This is a genomic window from Dyadobacter koreensis, assembly GCF_900108855.1.
Taxonomy (GTDB): domain Bacteria; phylum Bacteroidota; class Bacteroidia; order Cytophagales; family Spirosomataceae; genus Dyadobacter; species Dyadobacter koreensis.
In genome coordinates, this window is sequence record NZ_FNXY01000005.1 from 683602 (window position 1) to 701441 (window position 17840).

13 protein-coding genes are annotated in these 17840 nt (G+C 40.7%); 6 read left to right on the forward strand and 7 right to left on the reverse strand.

Going from position 1 to position 17840, the window contains the following annotated elements; all coding sequences use genetic code 11:
* Positions 1–162: 162 nt before the first annotated feature.
* The 4 genes from BMY70_RS18605 to BMY70_RS18620 form a co-directional block, all read right to left on the reverse strand.
* The gene (locus BMY70_RS18605) at positions 163–1758 is read right to left on the reverse strand and encodes a RagB/SusD family nutrient uptake outer membrane protein (protein ID WP_090337775.1); all 1596 of its coding nucleotides are present in this window, start codon (positions 1756–1758) and stop codon (positions 163–165) included.
* 78 nt (positions 1759–1836) lie between these two features.
* Complete coding sequence (locus BMY70_RS18610) at positions 1837–4887, reverse strand: SusC/RagA family TonB-linked outer membrane protein (RefSeq protein WP_090337776.1); 3051 nt, start codon at positions 4885–4887, stop codon at positions 1837–1839.
* A 566-nt stretch (positions 4888–5453) separates the two neighbouring features.
* On the reverse strand, positions 5454–6521 hold the full coding sequence (locus BMY70_RS18615; protein ID WP_090337777.1) for a branched-chain amino acid aminotransferase: 1068 nt from the start codon (positions 6519–6521) through the stop codon (positions 5454–5456).
* 103 nt (positions 6522–6624) lie between these two features.
* Complete coding sequence (locus BMY70_RS18620; protein ID WP_090337778.1) at positions 6625–7185, reverse strand: cob(I)yrinic acid a,c-diamide adenosyltransferase; 561 nt, start codon at positions 7183–7185, stop codon at positions 6625–6627.
* 214 nt (positions 7186–7399) lie between these two features.
* Here BMY70_RS18620 and BMY70_RS18625 point away from each other — a divergent pair, with 214 nt between their 5' ends.
* Together BMY70_RS18625 and BMY70_RS18630 are read left to right on the forward strand one after the other, a co-directional pair.
* Entirely contained in the window at positions 7400–7918 is a 519-nt protein-coding gene (locus tag BMY70_RS18625; protein WP_090337779.1) for a hypothetical protein, read from the forward strand.
* 7 nt (positions 7919–7925) lie between these two features.
* Positions 7926–9155 carry an S-adenosylmethionine:tRNA ribosyltransferase-isomerase gene (locus BMY70_RS18630; protein ID WP_090337780.1) on the forward strand — a complete coding sequence of 410 codons (1230 nt, stop codon included), beginning with the start codon at positions 7926–7928 and terminating at the stop codon, positions 9153–9155.
* Positions 9156–9393: 238 nt separating this feature from the next.
* Here BMY70_RS18630 and BMY70_RS18635 read toward each other — a convergent pair whose 3' ends face one another.
* Entirely contained in the window at positions 9394–11160 is a 1767-nt protein-coding gene (locus BMY70_RS18635) for a discoidin domain-containing protein (protein ID WP_090337781.1), read from the reverse strand.
* Between the two features lie 187 nt (positions 11161–11347).
* Here BMY70_RS18635 and tyrS point away from each other — a divergent pair, with 187 nt between their 5' ends.
* Positions 11348–12649: a tyrosine--tRNA ligase gene (tyrS, locus tag BMY70_RS18640; RefSeq protein ID WP_090337782.1), complete on the forward strand. Its 1302-nt coding sequence runs from the start codon at positions 11348–11350 to the stop codon at positions 12647–12649.
* 101 nt (positions 12650–12750) lie between these two features.
* On the opposite strand, the gene BMY70_RS18645 is transcribed toward tyrS, so the two are convergent.
* Positions 12751–13566 carry a metallophosphoesterase family protein gene (locus tag BMY70_RS18645; RefSeq protein WP_090337783.1) on the reverse strand — a complete coding sequence of 272 codons (816 nt, stop codon included), beginning with the start codon at positions 13564–13566 and terminating at the stop codon, positions 12751–12753.
* A 132-nt stretch (positions 13567–13698) separates the two neighbouring features.
* On the opposite strand from BMY70_RS18645, the gene BMY70_RS18650 reads away from it, so the two are divergent.
* Both BMY70_RS18650 and BMY70_RS18655 read left to right on the forward strand, forming a co-directional pair.
* Positions 13699–14172, forward strand: a complete 474-nt coding sequence (locus tag BMY70_RS18650; protein ID WP_090337784.1) for a regulatory protein RecX — start codon at positions 13699–13701, stop codon at positions 14170–14172.
* Positions 14173–14321: 149 nt separating this feature from the next.
* A complete protein-coding gene (locus tag BMY70_RS18655) occupies positions 14322–15362 on the forward strand; it encodes a glycosyltransferase family 9 protein (RefSeq protein ID WP_090337785.1) in 1041 nt (346 codons plus the stop codon).
* 89 nt (positions 15363–15451) lie between these two features.
* Here BMY70_RS18655 and BMY70_RS18660 read toward each other — a convergent pair whose 3' ends face one another.
* Positions 15452–16447, reverse strand: coding sequence for a ribonucleoside-diphosphate reductase small subunit (locus BMY70_RS18660; RefSeq protein WP_090337786.1), 996 nt, complete (start codon positions 16445–16447; stop codon positions 15452–15454).
* A gap of 334 nt (positions 16448–16781) precedes the next feature.
* Between BMY70_RS18660 and BMY70_RS18665 the strand changes: the two genes are divergently transcribed.
* Complete coding sequence (locus BMY70_RS18665) at positions 16782–17840, forward strand: glycosyltransferase family 4 protein (protein ID WP_229209670.1); 1059 nt, start codon at positions 16782–16784, stop codon at positions 17838–17840.

Consider the following 17840-nt stretch of genomic DNA (forward strand, 5'->3'; position numbering starts at 1 on the left):
CTTTGCAGGCGCATGTTGTCTTTGGTGAAATTTCAGCCAAAAAAATGACTCCGGAAGAGTCGCCTGAATTTGGTTAGAAACAGGCGACTGACACGGAGTCATTTATTATAATAAGATGGCCATCGTCGATAAACAGGATGCTACTTCGGAGCAAAGTTTATGTTAATATCCAGGATTTTGTTGTAAACCCCATGTCTGCACTTCGTTCAATGGAATTGGCAAAACCGGAATCGGATTAACTGAACCTGCGATCGAGCGCGCTTGTGCACGTGCTCTTACATCTGCTGTTAACGAGCTCATATAAGTTCCGGTACGGATCTGATCCCAAAAACGGAGAGATTCCATCCCTAGCTCGACACGGCGTTCATGTAAAATCGCAGTAATTAAAGCTGACCCTGTTACAGAACTTGTGATATCAGGAAGAGCCGTCGCCGGTATGTTGGTCGGGTCGTAGGTGGAACCTCCAACTACGGATCCTAATGGCAAAGTTGACTTACGTGCTCTTGCACGGATTTCGTTAATTGCTGCACGGGCCGTTGCTTCGTCACCTGTCTGGGCGGCTGCTTCGGCTTTCATCAGCAATATTTCGGCATAACGCATTCTGCGAATATTCTGTCCTGATGCCGATGACTGCGCCGGCTGAACGATCGCAGCTTTACGGTTAAGGTAACCTGTCATGTTTTCAGCAGGAAATGCTACGGTTTGTCTTACCCCGAACAAAATATCTCCGTTTCCATAAACCGTCATGGCTTTGCGCGGATCATTTGCTTCAAATTCATTAACCAGGCTCGTGGTAGGATTATTAAAACCCCATCCCCATGTTGCACGGTTATTTTGAATTACGTTGTTTGTCACACCTGTTTTGATCGGGCCCCAGGTCTGACCTGATTCTTTTGCCTGAATTTCGAAAAGAGACTCTGTATTGTTTTCGCTTATTTCATCAAAAATCGCGGCGAAGTTAGCTGTCAACCCATATTGTCCTGACTGTGTAATTGCGTTCGTCAAGTCAAGTACTTGCTTCCAGGTATGGTTGTTCGTGTTGTCCATACCAAGTTGATACATGATCACACGTGCAAGGTAACCACGGGCAGCACCTTTCGTTGCACGACCAAGATCAGAAGCGCTGTATTGATTTTTCTCAGGAAGATTTGCAATTGCCTGTTCCAGATCTTTTTCTATAAACGCATAGGTTTCCGGTAAACTTGCACGTTGTGTAGTCGAATATTCAGTCGTTTTTACCGGCTCAGAAAATAACGGCATACCACCGAAAAGACGAGCAAGATAGAAATAATAATAAGCGCGTAAGAAATGTGCTTCTCCGGCAACACGGGTTTTTAAGGTATTGCTGATCGGTGCGGTTTCGATGTTTTTCAGTACCCAGTTTGCACGATAAATACCGATCCAAAGATTACCCCAAACACCAACAACCGGTGTGTTCGTAGGTAATGCTCTCCATTCTTTCAGATACTGGATATCTAAAAAGTCACTTGGTGTACTTCCTTTTTCAGCATCATCAGACAACACATCTCCCCACATCCATTCGTAGTTATGCGGAAGATAATTGCCAAGTCCGTCGTTTCCTTCATCGTACGAAGCAACGTCGTAAACGGCATTAATTGCCAGAAGCGTATTGGTCGAGTCAGAGAAATAATTGGTATCTGTTTCACGTCCCAGCGGTTCTTTATCCAGGAAATCACTGCAACCTTGCAACAGCATAAAAGCTGATATCAAAAGTGCTGGAAAACTATATTTTTTCATTTTTCGAATATTTATGGAATTAGCTTATAGCTATTGGCCGTTGCATTTTACGCTGGCCATATCGCTTTTAACTGGTTTTTAAAAGTTTACGCTTAGTCCGATTCTTCCCACGCGAGGCTGAGGATAAGCTCCCAGGTCAACCCCGAAGTTCAATGGATTACTGTTGAATTCACCGATTTCAGGATCCATTCCTTTGTATTTTGTGAAAGTCAACAGGTTATCCGCCGCAACGTAAACTCTGACATTGCTGATATGAAGTTTTTCCACCAGGCCTTTTGGCAAAGTATAACCGAAAGTAAGGTTACGCAGACGCATGTAGTTTCCGCTGCTAACGAAACGATCGCTGAACTGATCATTGTTGTTTGGGTTCATTTGAGTCATGCGTGGCTGGTCTGTATTGGTATTGTCAGGAGTCCAGCGATCCAGACGGCTCGTTACTGAGTTAAACATACCATTTGCATTGTTCATCCAGTGTCCCAAACCGTTCACAAGCTCAACGCCTGTTACACCTTGCAGGAAGAAACTGAAATCGAAACCTTTGTAACCAAGGCTTGCGTTAAATCCGTAAGAAAGATTTGGTGTTGCGCTGCCAAGATATGTACGGTCATTGTTATCAATTACTCCGTCATTGTTCAAGTCAACAAACTTCACGTCTCCCGGTTTTGCATTTGGCTGAATTGCTGTTCCTTCTCTTGTATAAGCGTCAAGATCAGCTTGCGTTCTGAAAATTCCGTCTGTTTTTAAACCATAGTAAACTGCGATTTCGCGACCTACTTCCGTACGTGTAGTTTGTCCAAGTCCGTTGATATCACCACCTGCAATTGGTTCCCCACCACCAAGGTCAACTACTCGGTTTGTGATTTTAGAAACGTTGAATCCAAGGTCGTATGTGAAATCTTTGATCTGACTTCTGTAATTAAGTGCCAGTTCGATACCCTTGTTGTTCATGCTTCCCGCGTTTACATACGGAGGGCCCACACCTGCAAAAACAGGGATTGGAACACGGACAATCATGTTTTTAGTATCTTTTATGAAGTAGTCAGCAGTCAAAGTCAAACGGTTGTTGAAGAAACCTGCGTCCACACCGAAGTTAGAACTTGTCGTAGTTTCCCATTTCAAATCGGGATTGCTTGCAGTTGTCGGAGCAAATCCCTGAACGGCCTGATCTCCGAAAACATACATATTATTCCCTGTAACTGTTGTAGCATAACCGTAATTAGCTGCACTGTTCTGGTTGCCCACTTGTCCCCAGCCAGCACGAAGTTTCAACTGACTGATCGCAGGAATGCTCTTGATAAATGATTCTTCGGCTAGGTTATAACCTGCTGCAAAAGACGGGAAAGTTCCCCAACGATTGTCAGGAAGGAAACGAGAAGATCCGTCACGACGAAGTGTTGCTGTCAAAAGCAATTTTTCGTTGAAGTTATAATTAAGACGACCGAAGTAAGATTGCAGCGATTCGTCAGACTGTGTTGCTTCAACTAAATAATCTGTGCCTTTTGTTGCTGTCAGATACCATTGAGATTTATCGTTTGGTACATCCAGGACGGTCAGGAACATATCGCTGTATGTCATACGCTGTGCTTCGAAACCAGCCATGGCCGTAAAGCTATGCTTGCCGATCGTTTTTGCATAAGTAAGATAATTTGTCCAAACCCAACCCAATTGTTCGCCTCTGCCTTCACGCAATGTGCTGTGCTGACGTTGATCGTCATTAGCCAGGTAATATTGTGGCAAGTATCTTTTCGCATGCGTTGTTTTCCAGTTAACACCGAACTGCGTACGGAATGTCAGACCCGGGATAATTTTTGCGTCAAGAAAGAAGTTTGAGTTAACAAGCGTCTCATAGGCCTTGTTGTTTTTGTATTCATCAACAATACGCAGCGGGTTGTAAGCGCCACCTTCCGGTACAGGACGTGTACCGTAAAAATTGGTAGCAGGATCCCATGCCTTGGCCAGTGGAGATACTGATAATGCACTTGTCAAAATACCACCGTACTGGCTTCCTGTATATTGTGTTTTATCCGTATTAGCATAAGCAGCCGAAATACCAGCGTCAAGCCATTTTGTTAGATAAAAGTCATTGTTGAAACGTAAAAAGAATTTTTTCAACGGCGAGTTTTTAACAATACCTTCCTGTCCGAAATAAGTACCTGTAACGCTGTAACGGTGTTTGTCATTTCCGCCCATAACGTTAAGGCTGTAATTTTGAACTGAACCAGTTTGCATTACTTCATCCTGCCAGTTGGTTCCTTGATCCGTTCCATTTTTAAAAGCATTTAAAGTCTGGTAAAGATTTTCGTTCGTAGGAAGCACAGTTCCATCATTGCTGTAAGATTCCAAACGTAACGTCGCATACTGACTCGCATTCAAAACGTCTACCTTATTCCATGCTTTCTGCACACCTGCATAAGTGTCAAAAGAGATCTTCGGCGCTCCACTTTTTCCTCTTTTTGTAGTAATAAGAATTACGCCGTTTGCTCCGCGTGAACCGTAGATGGCCGTTGCCGAAGCATCTTTCAATATTTCCATGGAAGAAATATCACCAGGAGCTAAAAAGCTGATATCGCTGGTTTGGAAACCATCAACAACATATAAAGGATCACTGTTGTTGATCGTACCGACACCACGGATACGCACTCGAACAGCAGCACCAGGTTCACCTGATTGACTAACGATATTAACACCGGGAACCCGGCCCTGAATGGCTTGCAGTGGATTCGCAGTGGCAATTTTAGTAATCGCTTCCGCTTTTACCGAAGCAACAGCGCCCGTAATATCACTTTTCTTGGTAGTACCATAACCTACAACAACGACTTCGTCCAGCGCGCGTTCGTCTGAGAGCATCGTGATTGCGAAAGTTGATTTTCCACCAATTTCAACTTCGAGTGACTTCATTCCAACTGAGCTTAAAACCAACGTTTTTGCGTCAGCGGGAATACCCAAAGTGAATTTTCCTTCCACATCCGTTGTGGTACCAATGGTTGTTCCTTTGATAACCACACCTACACCAGGTAGTCCTTCTCCTTTTTCATCTGAGACCGTCCCGTTTATATTTTGGTTCTGAGCAATTGCCATCAGGCAACTTCCCAAAAACAAAGAGACGATCATAAGTAATCTTTGAAACATGCTTATGACGCTTTAATTGGTTTATGATTTTTAATACAAATTAATAGACTTTTTTGATCGATACCATAATACTATTTTATCTATTCATTGAATAATTAAAACTAATCGCAACATTTTTCTGGTGCTTAAATTACAATATGTATTGATATTGTATTATTCTAATGAAATTAATTGGATTATTTTATTATTAATTACGCCTTAAATAAAAGTAACTACAATAATATTTGTTATGATACTATTATATCATTTTTTGAAGTTTAATATATTATTTGTATGATTCAAAAGTGTGAACTTCACACTTTTGAATGCTAATTTTATAGAAATAATTTGCTCGGATCTTGCAGAGTCAGAATGATTTACAAAATTAAAAAGTGATTAAAATGTCTGATTGACATTTTAATCAAAATGATGAAAATTGTAAAATTTTAAGAATTTCTGAGAGACAGGCTTTTTTGAGGAGTTGAAGCAGTCTATTTATTAAATTAGATGTTCAGAGGCGAGATTTCTGAAGACAAAAAAAATGGACGACATTGCTGCCGTCCATTTTCTATGGTTATTGTTTGTAGCTAAACCTTCAACGTCCAGCCAAAAACGTCTTCTGTTTTTCCGGTACGAATTTCGGTTAGGTAATTTTTTACTTTATTAACGAACGAATCTTCCTTTAATTCTGGCAAAGCGTAATCGACACCTTCAAATGCGATTGTCGCAAATGGAGAAACAACAACGGCAGTTCCGGCCCCGAAAGCAGATTCCAAACGTCCTTCCTGCAGTGCTTCAATGATTTCTTTCACAGAAATCCTGCGTTCTTCCACCGGTATGTCCCAGTGCTGAGCGATCGCAACGATACTTTTGCGGGTAATGCCATCCAGTGTTGTATCAGAAACAAACGGAGTAACCAACTTGCCGTCGATCACAAACATCACATTCATGGTGCCGGATTCTTCAATATAGGCATGTTCGCGTGCATCCGTCCAGATCAGTTGATCGTAGCCTTCCTGCTGGGCAAGTTTTGCAGGGTAAAGTGAACCGGCGTAGTTGCCTGCACATTTTGTTCCGCCAACACCGCCTTCGGCAGCACGGATGAAATGCGTTTCAACTTTTACTCTTGGAGGTTTAGCGTAGTACGTTCCTACCGGAGAAGTAAAGATGATAAAAGTATAAGTGTCAGATGGTTTTACACCAATATAGGCGTCCGTCGCGAACATGTACGGGCGAATGTAAAGGGAGCATCCATCCTGCGAGGGTACCCATCCTGAATCCAGACGTAACAGTTCTGTCAGACCGCTCATGAAAATGTCTTCCGGAACGGTTGGCATACAAAGGCGCTCAGCTGATTTGTTTAGACGTTTCCAGTTATCAATCGCACGGAAAAGCAGGGTGTCACCTTCTTCACTTTTGTAGGCTTTCATTCCTTCAAAAATAGCTTGTCCGTAGTGTAAAGCAGCAGTAGCAGGGCTGAGTGAAAGATCTCCGTAAGGGATGATACGCGGATTGTTCCACTGACCATCACGATATTCGGTAATGAACATATGATCGGCAATGTTCCGACCAAAAACAAGGTTGTTAAAATCAACCTCTTTCAAACGTGAATTTTGCGTTTGCTGGATCTCTATTTGCAATGTGTCGGCAGTCATAAGGCCTGGAATTTATGCTGAATATTAAGTACTCTTTTATTTCTTATTTTAGTCTCGCAATTTAATGAAATTATCTACAAAACGAAGATATTTAGTATAACAATTATTTTTTTGCCGACACCCTTGGTTTCCACGTAACTTCCTCAATTCCCAGCTCATAAGTCATTGCGCGGCAAAGCATAAACAGATAATCGGATAAACGATTTAGATACTTAACAACGATGTCTTCAACTTCCTCTTGCGTTTGCAAATGGATAACGCAGCGCTCGGCCCGGCGACAAACAGTACGGGCAATGTGCCCGAATGAGACTGACTGATGCCCGCCTGGTAAAACGAAAGCTTTTAGCTGAGGCACAATCCCGTCAATTTCATCCATGGACGTTTCCAGGAGTTTTATATCTTCTTCTGATAAATCAGGAAGGATTTTCTTGGTTTGTTCGGGTTCAGACGCCAAATGCGAACCGATAGTAAATAATCTGTCCTGTATTTCCTTCAACAGATCGCGGCGTTTTTCATTTACCGGTTGGTCCCGGAGCAAGCCGATCCAGCTGTTCAATTCGTCAACGGTGCCATATGCTTCAATACGAATATGTGCTTTACTGAGGCGTGTCCCCCCGATCAGAGAAGTTGTGCCTTTGTCTCCGGTTTTAGTGTAAATTTTCATAAAATGGATTTTGAAAGTGAATGATCAGAATGATGATGCACCTTTTGTCTGGTAAAATGGAAGTTAATGCTACAAATAATACGGCGCTATATTCACTTTGATCCCTAAATCTTTTTCATATACTCTTCCTACGATTAGGTTTTAGAAACTCTCCAACCTAATTTTGCACCCAAATTATGGGGAAATTAGAAAAGATAAGGAGGATTGATATTTCATGAAAATTGGAACTTTTAGTGTGAAAATATGGCGTTGGTTTTCAATGCTGATGGTATTTGCTGCGTTGGTTTGGACCTATTCGGTTTTCCCTGAGCAGATTGCAGTTGATTTTGCGGCATCCGGACTTGCGGAAATCTATGTAAATAAGGAACATTTGTTCTACATAGTTATGGCTTTTTTTATCCTTAATAACGTTGTCCTTTCGGCGTTTGCAAGACAGATCCCTAAAATTGATCCATCGCATTTTCCTATTCCAAAGCGGAATATCTGGATTCAGTATCGTGAAGAACTGAACGAACATTTAATCAATTGGTTGTATACAGTTGTGGCTTCCATCAATACCATCATAGGTTTGAGTCTTCTCGCATTGGCGACAATAAACAGCAGTCAGTATAATCTTACTGTTTTTGATTTTGCCTGGGTGTCTTATGTCGGTCTTGCTCTGATGATCTTAATTTTTCTTCTTCCTCTGCGTTTATTGAGGACACCGGTTCCAAAAGAAGAAGATACTTATTAGAAATTGAATGGAAAATAACTGGCTGGAGCAGGCGGAATCACTTCGTATAGAGTCATTCGACTATGATTTGCCGGATGAAAGAATCGCGCGTTATCCGCTAGATCCGCGGGATAGCTCCAAACTCTTGGTTTTTAACCAGGGCAAAATTAAACACGGAACGTTTTGTGATTTAACCGGGAACTTGCCTTCGGATACTCTTTTGGTTTTTAACGATACCAAAGTAATTCCTGCCCGCGCCTATTTTCAAAAGGAAACTGGCGCAACGATCGAAATTCTTTTATTACATCCAGAGTTGCCGACACGTATCATCAACGATGCGATGCTTGTAACGGATTCATGCATTTGGGAATGTATGATCGGCAATAAAAAGCGTTTTAAGCTTACAGATACACTTTCTACCGAGCTGTTTGTGAATGGAAAGACGGTAAGATTACAGGTTGCTTATGCTGATTACGACAGAAATCATATCAAATTATGGTGGGATCAGGAGATTCAGTTTCTCGACATCGTTCAGGCTTTAGGTGAAATTCCCTTGCCACCATACCTCAAAAGAGAGACGGAAGAAGGGGATAAACAAACCTATCAAACGGTTTATGCACGTCAGAACGGAGCAGTAGCAGCCCCGACTGCTGGCCTTCACTTCACTGAAAATGTATTTAAAAAACTAGCGGAAAAGGGTATCCGAAAATCGTTTTTGACCTTGCATGTGGGAGCCGGAACCTTCCAACCCATTAAAGCAAATTCAGTTACTGAGCACAAGATGCATTCGGAACAGGTAGTGTATTCCCGTGCATTGATTACTGAATTACTGAAAAATACAGAATCTATTGTTCCGGTTGGTACAACATCATTGCGGTCTCTGGAGAGTTTATATTGGTTTGGGGTGAAATTATTCCGAGCAGAAACAACTGTCTTTAACATCGAAAAACTTTATCCATATCCTTTTAAAGCAGAGGAACTTCCTTCGGCACATGACGCCTTGACGGCTATTGCAACCTATATGGATGCCGGAAAGCTTGACGAGGTGGTTGGAGAGACGGAGATCTTCATTTTTCCTGGATATACATTCAGACTGTGCAAAGGATTGATAACAAACTATCATCAGCCAGGCTCGACATTAATTTTACTGGTCGCGGCGCTGGTAGGAGAAGATTGGAGACGCATCTATAAGGAAGCTATGGACAATGGGTATCGGTTTTTAAGTTATGGCGATAGTTCTCTGTTGTGGAAAAAGTAGGTGTCTCAGTATCTATATTTTTTTTAATGGTCTGATTTACTGTGATTTGCCGAAATAAATTAAAGAGTGGATGGTAATTTGGTAACAAAGCGAATTCCTCCTTTTTCTAGACACAGTTGTTCTTCCGATAATCCGATAACTTATTCCGGGTTTCTTGTTTCATCATTCTTTGCTGAATCCATTTCGTACTTCGACCCAGCTTTTGCCCTTTTTATATAAGCCCGCTTTGAATAAATAATCACTTGATGCTAGCAACCTCACTTATCGCTGAAACGCCATTTTCATCAAAGGCTTCAATAGCAAAATAATAGGGTACACCAACATTCAAGGCACGCAGTTCAAATGTGTTCGGTTCGTCGTTCCAGAATTGATAGGTTTGATACAACTTGTCAGGTGCAATCCCCCAAAGCACATTATACCCAACGGCGCCAGCGACTTTCTCCCAGCTTAAATCCACGTTTCGCTGATCCTTTTGCCTTACTGCTATCAATTTTTTAGGCGTCGGCGGCAATTTGCCAAAACCATTTCCAAAAATTCTAAACTCGCTAATGGCCAGCACAGGGGAGGCCACATGAATATGTTCATACCGGACATAGCGTGCCTTTACCGGTTTGGGCAATTCAATATATGCACACGGGCGGTCACGTTTTGGCTCAGTGGTCAGGTCGGCTGCAATATTCCATTTCTTACCATCAGCCGAAGTAAGGATTTTAAATTGTGTGTAAACCTTTGCAGGATCATTATCGAAAATGTCCGATTTATAATCGGTGTAATTAACCTGGATTGCTTTCACTTCCTGCTCCTTCTGCAAATCTATCGTCAATGTTTCTCCTGCTTTGTTCTGTTTTGCTGCCCAAAATGTCCTTGGATTTTCATCCGTAATTTTCGCAGCCGACATAGTATCGAGTGTGGTGGATGCGGTAACTGGTTTTTTATAGGAAAGCAGCATCCAGCCCGTAAACAATTCATCGCCTTTTCCACTCCATTTTTTTGTGGTTATTTTATGCGGGAAATCGCCAAACCGGGTGTTGGCGAACATCTGTCCGTCTTTATCGAAACCAGCGGGATGTTGAACAATTCGCCTTTCCATGGCCCAGTTCAAGCCGATCCAGGAAGTACCTGTATTCCAATAATTTCCATAATTATCCTGAAAAGTATTTCCATGCCCGGCACCGGTCGCAAAGCCGCCAGGTTTGTATGATACAGGATTATAAGGTGCGTAGGTAAACGGTCCAAGCGGATCATCGGCGACATAGGTGCCGTTTGCATAAACATTGTATTCAGTTCCCGGCGCGCCGTATTGCAAATAATATTTTCCCTTATGTTTAGTCATCCATGCGCCCTCTGTGAAAGGTTTGAAAGGATCAGAATGGTTCGGGCCGAAACGTTCCCAGCCGTGTTCATATTGATTTAACCATAACATCGCCTTATACTGGTCTTTAAAGGCCAGTTTTTTAGAATGATCCAGTTCTGCTCCAAAAATCGGATAAACGTTGGATGACCCCCAATACATAAACCAGCGGTTGGTATCCGGATCATGAAAAAGTGCGGGGTCCCACGGACCGATATCTTTTGGCAACCTTGGTGTCCAGCGATTATAAAACTCCCAGATTCCTTTTTCAGGTGCGACGGAATAAAGGATAGGTCTCGACTCAAATGTTGATTGAAATAAAAATAAGGTATCATTAACCGACGCAGCGGCGGGTGCGCACATATCTTCAAACGGCCAGCGGTTTGCAGTAATATATTTCCAGTTCAGCATATCTTTCGAGTGCCAATAGCCACCTGAAATGGTTACAAAAAGAAAATATTCCGATTTATGATTGATGATAACAGGATCGGCTCCGGAACGGTAAGAGATTTTTTCATTCAGTTGTTCAAAATTGTATTTGTAATCAATATCCATCGGATTGCAGTATGTGGTTTGCTGCTGAGCCAAATTTGGGATTGATTTAAGGCATAAAAGAATGACAATGAAATGCAGAAATTTTAGTTTTGCCAGCATGTGTTAGGTTAATTTTATTTAATAATTTCTGATTTTAATTCTAAAATATACACTTTTAATCAGAATAACGCGCGAACCGATTTCTAAATTTAAATCTTCAATCAGATACCTTTTGTAAATCTGCAAGGTTTCCCAAAATCAATCTATCTTTGCACCTTGATTTTTAAAATTGCCAAATAGTAAAAAAATGAGAACCGATTTCATTGAAGAATTGCGCTGGCGGGGCATGTTGCACGACATGATGCCAGGAACGGATGAGCAACTAAATAAAGAAATGACGGCCGGTTATATCGGTTTTGACCCAACTGCTGCTTCCCTGCATATCGGTAATCTGGCGACGATCATGTTGCTGGTTCATTTACAAAAGGCAGGGCATAAGCCAATTGCCTTAATCGGAGGGGCAACGGGAATGATCGGCGATCCGTCTTTCAAAGCGGCTGAACGTTCGTTTTTAGACGAAGAAACTTTACGTATCAATCAGGAAGGAATTCGTAAGCAATTAGAACAATTCCTTGATTTTGACTGCGGTGAGAGTTCGGCAGAAATGGTTAATAATTACGACTGGTTCAAAGGAATCGGATTTCTTCAGTTTCTTCGCGAAGCAGGGAAATATTTATCTGTTAACTATATGATGTCGAAAGATTCTGTGAAAAAACGCCTTGAAACAGGGATTTCTTTCACTGAGTTTTCGTACCAGCTTTTGCAGGGCTACGATTTTTATCATTTATATAAAAATAAAAATGTCCGTCTTCAAATGGGCGGTTCTGATCAGTGGGGAAATATTACTACCGGTACTGAAATTATCCGCCGCAAAGAAGGAGACGAAGAAGGTTATTTCAAAGCGTATGCTTTAACGACGCCCCTGCTTACTAAATCGGACGGATCGAAATTTGGTAAAAGTGAAGGCGGAAATATTTGGCTGGACGCTTCAAGAACTTCTCCGTTTGAGTTTTACCAATTCTGGTTAAACCAAAGCGATGAAGATTCTCCGAGATTTTTACGCGTTTTTTCTTTAAAATCAAAAGAAGAAATTGAGGTGTTGGAAGGCAGCCATGCAGCTGAACCGCATTTGAGAATTATGCAAAAAGCATTGGCGGCTGAGCTTACGATCCGTATTCATTCCGAACGTGATTATCAACTAGTACTAAAAGCTTCTGATGTTTTGTTTGGAAAAGCAACTTTGGAAACATTGCAGAGCATTGCTATTGATGAATTTGATACGATTTTCAACGGAGTTCCACAAACAGAGATCACTCGTGAAGACTGGGATTCCTGCCCAAACTTGCTGGATCTGATTTCTACTGTTACAAACTCTGAGATTTATCCTTCGAAAGGGGAAGCTCGCCGTGCATTGCAGCAAAATGCTGTAAGCATTAATAAAGTAAAAGTGTCAGCTCCTGAGCAAGCACTTGCCGATTTTGAATTACTTCAGGATCGTTTTATCCTTGTTTCCAAAGGGAAGAAAAATCACCTGATTAAAGTTATCTGACGCTGAATCTGGAGTTTGTTTGAGTCCTAAAAAAAGAAGCAGATTTTGAAATCTGCTTCTTTTTTTAGGACTCAAAGTTTTACTCTGAGACAAATGGCGGTTTATTTTTTGCCATTGAAAGAATTTAGAATCGGCGCCGCAGTTGGATTATATTGATACGTTTGCCAGGTTTCATCTTCATAAATTTCAACTACACGATAACCTTTGTAAGCTGTCCCCCAGTTTCCTCCGAAATGTCCGTCGAAGAAATATGGTTTCTTTCCAAGCGTTTTCTGGCTGTCCTGGTCGTGATCATGGCCGTGAAAAATTGCTTTTACATTTGGTGTTTGAGAAAAAAGGTCCGTCACTTCCTTGCAGTTAATTCCGTTATCTGTCCATTTTTCAGGTGTTATATGAAGGAAGATATAAATACCCTTTGCGGATGAATATTTAGCGATTTCGGTTCTGAGCCAATTGATATCAGGACAAATATATTCACCCTTTTCGTTTGATGTGTCTCCCAGAATAAACGCATATTCGCCCTTCGCAAAACTATGATTTGTTGGATAGCCCCAGGTGCTTTCCCATACGTCCAGCCCAACTTTATCATGGTTGCCACGAGTAACATAAAAGGGGACCCGCAGATTTTCGAAGGTGGATTTTACATCATACATTAACGTTGGGTCATCATGTATCAAATCACCATTAATCACTGTAAAATCAACGCCTTTTTGTACTTTTTCCTGATTGATCCAGCCTATCAAATCACTGTGAAATTTTTTATATTCTGTATTTGGCTGACCATAATGGCCGTCTGAAGCTATAATGAAACGCAGAGCAAGTTTGCCGGCTTTCAGATTGTTTTCGGGTAAACTTAAAAATGATAATCCCGACATGGCAGGCAAAAATTTCAAAAAGGAGCGTCTTTCAAAAAGCATATGGGCTAGGCGTTTGGTATATGACCGTTGTTATTCAAGTGATGATTTACCAAAAATAGTTATTCAGAGTTGATATTTTATCTTTAATCTTGTGGCACAATACGAAATATAAATAATTGTTAATATTGTCTGATGGATCGTCTAATTCTTCAAAAAGCGGCTTCTTATTGTGCTTATCAGGAGCGGACACAGGACGAAGTCCGAAAACGTCTGCAAAAATGGGAGGTTTGGGGTGATGAAGCGGACGAGATCATTGCAGAGCTCATCAGTATGAACTATCTGAGTGAAGAGCGTTTTGCGAAAACTTATGCAGGCGGAAAATTCCGGATGAAAAACTGGGGTAAAATGAAGATCAAACAAGAACTTCACCGGCGCGGATTATCTGAGTATAGTATTAAGGAAGGTATGAAAGAAATTCCCGACGAGTCTTATTCGGCCGGTTTAAAGGAATTGCTAGCAAAGAAAAAAGAGGCCTTGGGCAGGATAGAAACAGATAAATTCAAATTAAAACAAAAGCTGGCAAGGTTTGCACTGGGTAAAGGGTATGAGAGTGAGCTGGTTTGGAAAACAATAGAAAATCTTGAACAAGAGGACTTTAATTCTTAAAATAATATTAGAATTAACCACCTGATCTAAAAATTTATTTAGTTTTTAGCAGAAAATTGCCCCGTATTAGTTACTATAGTAAATAAAAATCAGCGTTAAGAAAAGATTATAAATGTTGTCGGGTGGCAACTCATGAATGACAATTAAAAATGTTAGGAAAGAAGCTTAAAATTCTTGTGAGTAGAACAGATGCCATCGGGGATGTTATTTTGACAATCCCTATCTGTAATATTTTAAAAGAGAATACGGAAGTTTCAGAAGTCCACTTTTTAGGCCGTTCGTATACAGAAGATGTAATTGATACCTGCACATCAATTGACAAATTTGTTAACGCAGATCTGATCGAAAAACTGGATTACAAGGATCAGGTCAAATTTTTAAAGGCAGAAAAATATGATGCAATTATCCATGTTCTGCCTAATTTAAAAATATCCAGGTTGGCAAAAGATGCCAGAATCCCTATCCGGATAGGTACCACAAATCGGTGGTTCCACTGGATGACTTGCAACAGACTTGTTCAGCTAAGCAGAAAAAAATCTGAGTTGCACGAAGCGCAATTGAATCTGAAACTTTTAAAAGCGCTCGAAATTGAAAAGGATTTTACTTTGGAAGACTTGTTTCGTCAGTTTCAGTTAAAGAATATCGCCCCCCTTCCCGAAAGATTGTTTTCTTTTTTAAAACAGGACAGGCTGAATATTATTTTACATCCAAAATCAAATAAAAGTGCGAGAGAGTGGGGGTTGCAGAATTTTGCGGATCTGATCCATCTTCTACCTAAAGAAAAGTACAGGATATTTATTTCCGGCACTAAGGCGGAAGGAGCTTCTATGAAAGAATGGCTGAGACAGCTTCCCGAGCATGTGGTTGATGTAACGGGAATGATGACTTTAAAGGAATTTATTTCTTTTATTTATCATGCCAATGGGTTGATCGCCGCCAGCACCGGACCTCTGCATATAGCCGCTTCAATAGGAAATAACGCCCTCGGATTATATCCTCCCATGCGGCCACTATTTCCAATGCGGTGGGGGCCGATCGGGCCGAAAGCTTCCTATCTTGTAGGGAAAACTTGTTGTAACAAGTGTCAGGAAGATGTTTCGAAGTGTGAGTGTATGAATCAGATATCTCCGAAAGAAGTGGCGTCAGTTATAAAAAAGTGGGAGAAAAGCGCCGATCTTGTAAGAATTTAGCCTCAAAACGAGAGATTGCGTTTAAAGAAAAAACCTTATCATTTCAGACAATGGTCAAAATGACAAGGTTTTTAATTTTCGGAAACAGACTAAAAATCTGAATCGAAAGAAATTTTATGTCCTGAATCTTTATCTTGTAAACCGCTCATTACGCCAGCTTTCTGATAGTCACCTACGCGCTTTTCAAAGAAATTAGTTTTTCCCGGAAGTGATATCAGTTCCATAAAATCGAATGGATTTGCAGAACCAAACTGTTTTGGGCAACCCAGACGTTCCAGCCAGAAATCAGCGATGTATTCAATATATTGATTCATCAGATCAGCATTCATGCCAATTAACGAAACCGGAAGTGCTTCTGTTACAAACTCTTGCTCGATTTTTACAGCATCCATCATGATCTCTATGACGCGTTCCTGCGGCAATTGATTGACGATATGTTGTGTATAAAGCAGACATGCAAATTCACAATGCAATCCCTCGTCGCGGGAAATCAGCTCATTCGAAAATGATAATCCCGGCATCAATCCGCGTTTTTTCAGCCAGAAAATAGAGCAGAATGAGCCTGAGAAGAATATTCCCTCAACTGCTGCAAATGCGATAATTCTTTCAGCAAAAACCGGGCTGTTAATCCATTTTAAAGCCCATTCAGCTTTTTTCTGAACACATGGAACGGTGTCGATGGCTCTCAATAAATGGTCTTTTTCTGCCGGATCCTTAATGTATGTGTCGATTAACAAAGAATAGGTCTCCGAGTGAATATTTTCCATGGCAATCTGAAAGCCGTAGAAACATTTAGCCTCAGCATATTGCACTTCACTTAAAAAGTTAACAGCCAGATTTTCATTAACTATGCCATCAGACGCTGCAAAAAAAGCAAGAATATGAGAAATAAAGTGGCGTTCTCCATCATTCAGGTTGTCCCAATCTTTTTGATCCTGAGAAAGATCGATTTCTTCAGCCGTCCAGAAAGACGCTTCGTGGCGCTTATACATTTCCCAGATGTCCATATGCTTTATAGGAAATAAAACAAAGCGCAATGGATCTTCAATCAACAGGGGTTCCTGTTTTATAATTTCTTGTGACATAGTTAATTATCTTGTTTTAACAGAACAGATTAAAGTTGCAGTATTGTAGGAATCTTTGAGGGTAGTTACTGCTAAAAACAAATCTACATCGTTTGGTGCGGATTTTCAAGGAGAACAAGACCAAATCCAGTTCTTATTTTAGAAAGACTTTAATGGTAATATACTCAATAGAGTTTCCTGAATTTGCCAAAATAAGATTATCTTATCCTAAGGTTTTCAATATTTAGATTTTAAAATAATTACTTTTAGCAAATCCATAAGCGACAAATCCAGTTTGTCTATGCATTTTTGACATCTCAATATTCGTAAATCTGTCCTTAGAGCCTTACAATCAATGTCTGAAAAAATAATGTTTGATTGTGAAAGGATGCGATATCCGAATACCGGATTATATCATTTTTGTCTGCAATTAGGAAAAGCACTGCAAAAGCAAGTTAACTTTGACGAAGAAATTGCGTTTTATATTCCTGAAAGTGAAAAAAATATTTTTGGACAGGATGCCAAATTTTTGACGCATCACTCCCTGCACAAGTATTTATTTCCTTCTATGCGCAAAGCGAGTTTGTGGCACTGTACGTATCAGAATACTAACTATTTTCCTTTTCGAAAAAATATTCCAATTGTGCTTACGGTTCATGATCTAAATTTTCTTTACGACCCGAACCTGAAAGAAGGCAAGACGGATAAACTTTTGAGGCAGCTTCAATATAAGATCAACAGGGCAAATCATATTGTCGCCATCTCACATTATGTATTAAATGATCTTGGGAAACATCTGTCGCTAGAAGGCAAATCAACTTCTGTGATATACAATGGCTGTAACGTGGACGACAGCATACCTATTGAAGAACCTGAAATTTCTTACGACCAACCCTTCTTATTTACGATTGGCACCATTACCGAGAAAAAGAACTTCCACGTTTTACCCGCGCTGTTAGTCGGAAATGATTACAAATTGATCATTTCAGGGATAGAACATAGCAAAGCTTACAAGCAGCTGATCATTGAAGAAGCTAAAAAATCAGGAGTTTCAGAACGGCTCATTTTCACCGGGCCGATTACTGAAAATGATAAAAAGTGGCTGTTGAAAAATTGTCTTGCCTTTCTTTTTCCTTCAACTGCCGAGGGTTTTGGACTTCCGGTCATTGAAGCCATGTATTTTGGAAAACCAATTCTGCTGTCTAGTTGTACATCACTGCCTGAAATTGGAGGTGACTGTGCCTATTATTTTGATAATTTCGAACCGGAGCATATGCGTTCTGTTTTGCAAAACAGCCTTGAAGATTATAAAAAAAATCTGCCTCTTGAAAAAATCAAGACAAGGGGCAGATCATTTTCCTGGGAGACTGCAGCAGCTCAGTATATTAAAATATACAGAACTTTGATTAAGTAA